General features: G+C 40.1%; 3 protein-coding genes and 1 pseudogene. 1 reads left to right on the top strand and 3 read right to left on the bottom strand.

Annotated features, from left to right (window positions below):
• From QAS77_RS11440 to QAS77_RS11450, 3 genes and pseudogenes are all read right to left on the bottom strand, one after another.
• Nucleotides 1-210 (bottom strand): annotated as a pseudogene (locus QAS77_RS11440) (magnesium transporter); the annotation flags it as partial.
• Nucleotides 207-827: a magnesium transporter gene (locus tag QAS77_RS11445; protein ID WP_250868234.1), complete on the bottom strand. Its 621-nt coding sequence runs from the start codon at nucleotides 825-827 to the stop codon at nucleotides 207-209. The pseudogene QAS77_RS11440 and the gene QAS77_RS11445, both read right to left, overlap by 4 nt.
• 385 nt (nucleotides 828-1212) lie before the next feature.
• Complete coding sequence (locus QAS77_RS11450; RefSeq protein ID WP_305065682.1) at nucleotides 1213-1638, bottom strand: acyl-CoA thioesterase; 426 nt, start codon at nucleotides 1636-1638, stop codon at nucleotides 1213-1215.
• Between the two features lie 380 nt (nucleotides 1639-2018).
• On the opposite strand from QAS77_RS11450, the gene QAS77_RS11455 reads away from it, so the two are divergent.
• Nucleotides 2019-2693, top strand: a 675-nt coding sequence (locus tag QAS77_RS11455) for a PAS domain-containing protein (protein WP_305065684.1), incomplete at its 3' end; no start/stop codon positions are given.

The raw sequence follows: 2693 nt of genomic DNA on the forward strand, positions 1-2693 counted from the left end.
GAAAGCAGATGAAAGTCTTGCACCGAGTATACTTCCGGTGTCACCGCCGATCTTAATGAGCGCAGGTACCAATAGAAGTATGGTCGGGAGGGATATCAGATTATCAAGTTCCGAGTTCAGTATCTGACCCGTAACAACCCCAAGCACAGATGTGAAGAAGAGGATCGGCATCCCTCTTGACAGAATTCCGCGAACGGTATAATAACTCATAACATCAGCACCACCTTTGCAGAAAGGAACAGCATGAGCATGGATACGATATCTCCGATGGTAGCTATAGAAGGTGTCACAACATTATCCGGATCAAATCCGAACCTGAACATACCAAGAGCAAGGAGTACTGCTATAACAGATAATATAATGCCTGATGAGACGCCAGCAAGAACTGCTATTGAAGTAAGTGCCAGAATACCTGCACTTTCAAATCCAAGCAGAACTGTCATTGTATGTCCGATAATTCCCAGAGCGATGGACATTATAAGCCCCAATAGCAATGACCCGTAGATATTGTTTGTAAGTTCCGGATTATTCTCGATCTTTGTTATTAGACCCATGTGAATAGCACTACCAAGGCGTGAACCAAGGGTGCATGATATATTCCCTCTCATTCCCAAAACCGCAGGCGCTATGACGATCAGACCCGGTATCATTTCCAGTTCATTGGTCATTCCCGCAAAAATAAAACCAGCTACCGCTCCACCGATGGTTGCAAGTATCTGGAACGGCAATGCTTCCTTGACTATGGACCGAACACTGGCATAATCTCCCAGATATTCTTCTTCGATCTCGACATCGTCGTCCTCGTCAGCATGGGAACTGTAGGACATGGATTGCTATTTGCACTTTTAGTATTAAAACGATTTGCGAGGGTGGAGAATTATGATGATTAATGTGTAGGTTTTGATTAGAAAATGTTGATAATTGTTCGAGTTCGAATCTTATTCCTCGCACAATCATTCGGGGTAATAGGTATCTAGTAAAAATGCAACCTTCTTAAAAAATTGCTTATTTGAAAATCTCATATGATCTTGGAGGTTCAGTTCATACCCCTCGTATGATATTTCGGGGATATAGGTAACTCGTAAAAAACGGAACTTTCAAAATAAAACAAATAAGCCACAGACTATGAAATATAAGTTCCAATGTGTAAACTTGGCTTGATCTTATCAATTGAGAAGCAAAAAAAAGAAAAACAGATTTTGTTTGAGTTTTTCAATTTGAAAGTTCACTTGCTTTGTCGGATGCTTCCATATGTTCCTCAAGCAGTTTTTTAATAGATGCTGGAATTGGTATTGTTTTGTCGGAAAGATAATCATAATGAACTATTACAGTTTGCCCTTTAGTTCCAAGTTTCCCATTCTGCCAGGCTTCCTGTCCAACTGTGAATGAAGAGTTTCCTATTCTTGTGATGAAAGTACGTATCTCGACATCTTCTCCGTAAAACATCTCGCCGACATAATCGAATTCAGCCCTGACCATTATGAGTTTCCATTTATCAGGGTTTAGGTCTAGGTCAGGGATAAACAGCCTGAATATAGGATTGCGAGCCTTCTCAAACCATATAGATATGGCATTATTGTTAGCATTTTTCATTCCGTTAATCTCACCGAATCCGGGAGTTACAGTTGCTTTGAACATATCAATCTTTTTCCTATTACTATGAAAAACGTATTCTGCGACTATTAACATTTTTAGTTATGTTATTTAACCATTATCCCCCTCCCTCCAACCTCTCCATCACATGAGCATTCAACGTAAACGGTGAATCACCCATAGCATTTTGCTTCATGTAATGGAGAGTACAACAGACAGCATTTGTATTTTGTGACAGCGCACATATTTTCCAATATGGTTTTAAAAAGCATATTACTGCTCCTACTGGAAAAATCATATGCCGTTGTAAAATTCATATGCCGTTGTAAAATATCAATGGCTTAGGTATATATTAAAGAATATATATGATAGATTTTGAAAGAGAATACATATTATACATGAGAAATTAAGGAAGATATTCAAACATGAATGGATTGAAGATGGGTGATATTGCCCTACTGGATGGTGCACTGGAGATGAAGAGCACACTGGAATCGGTCATTAATTCCAGTCCTATTGTTGTGTTCTTATGGTGCGCTGAAGAAAACTGGCCTGTTAAGTTCGTTTCGAAGAACATTGATATGTTAGGTTACTCGGTGGAAGATTTTACTTCTGGGAAGCTTGCTTACGGTGATATTGTACATCCCGACGACATCAGTCAGGTACGCGCAGGCATATCCAAATTAACTGAAGGTGTTTATTCTGATTTCGTCCAGGAATATAGGATATTGACAAAGTCAGGTGAAGTTCGTTGGGTGGATGAGAGGACACAGCTTTATCACAATTCAAAGGGTGAGGTCACATATCTTCAGGGTATCATCTTTGACATCACAGAGCGAAAAAATGCAGAAAAAGAGCTTCAGGAAAAAGAAAATCGTTTTGAGACATTGGTCGCGAACATCCCGGGTGCAACATATCGTTGCAGGTATGATGCGGATTATACCATGGAGTATATCAGCAAAGAAATAACTTCGATAAGTGGTTATCCAGCATCGGACCTCATTGGGAGTTCCGTCCGCACTTATGCCAGTCTCATCCATCCAGATGACGTTGAAATGGTGGCTAATGCCATAGATAGATCCCTTACAGAAGACCGTCCT

The organism is Methanococcoides sp., from assembly GCF_030594565.1.
In the GTDB taxonomy this organism is placed as follows: domain Archaea; phylum Halobacteriota; class Methanosarcinia; order Methanosarcinales; family Methanosarcinaceae; genus Methanococcoides; species Methanococcoides seepicolus.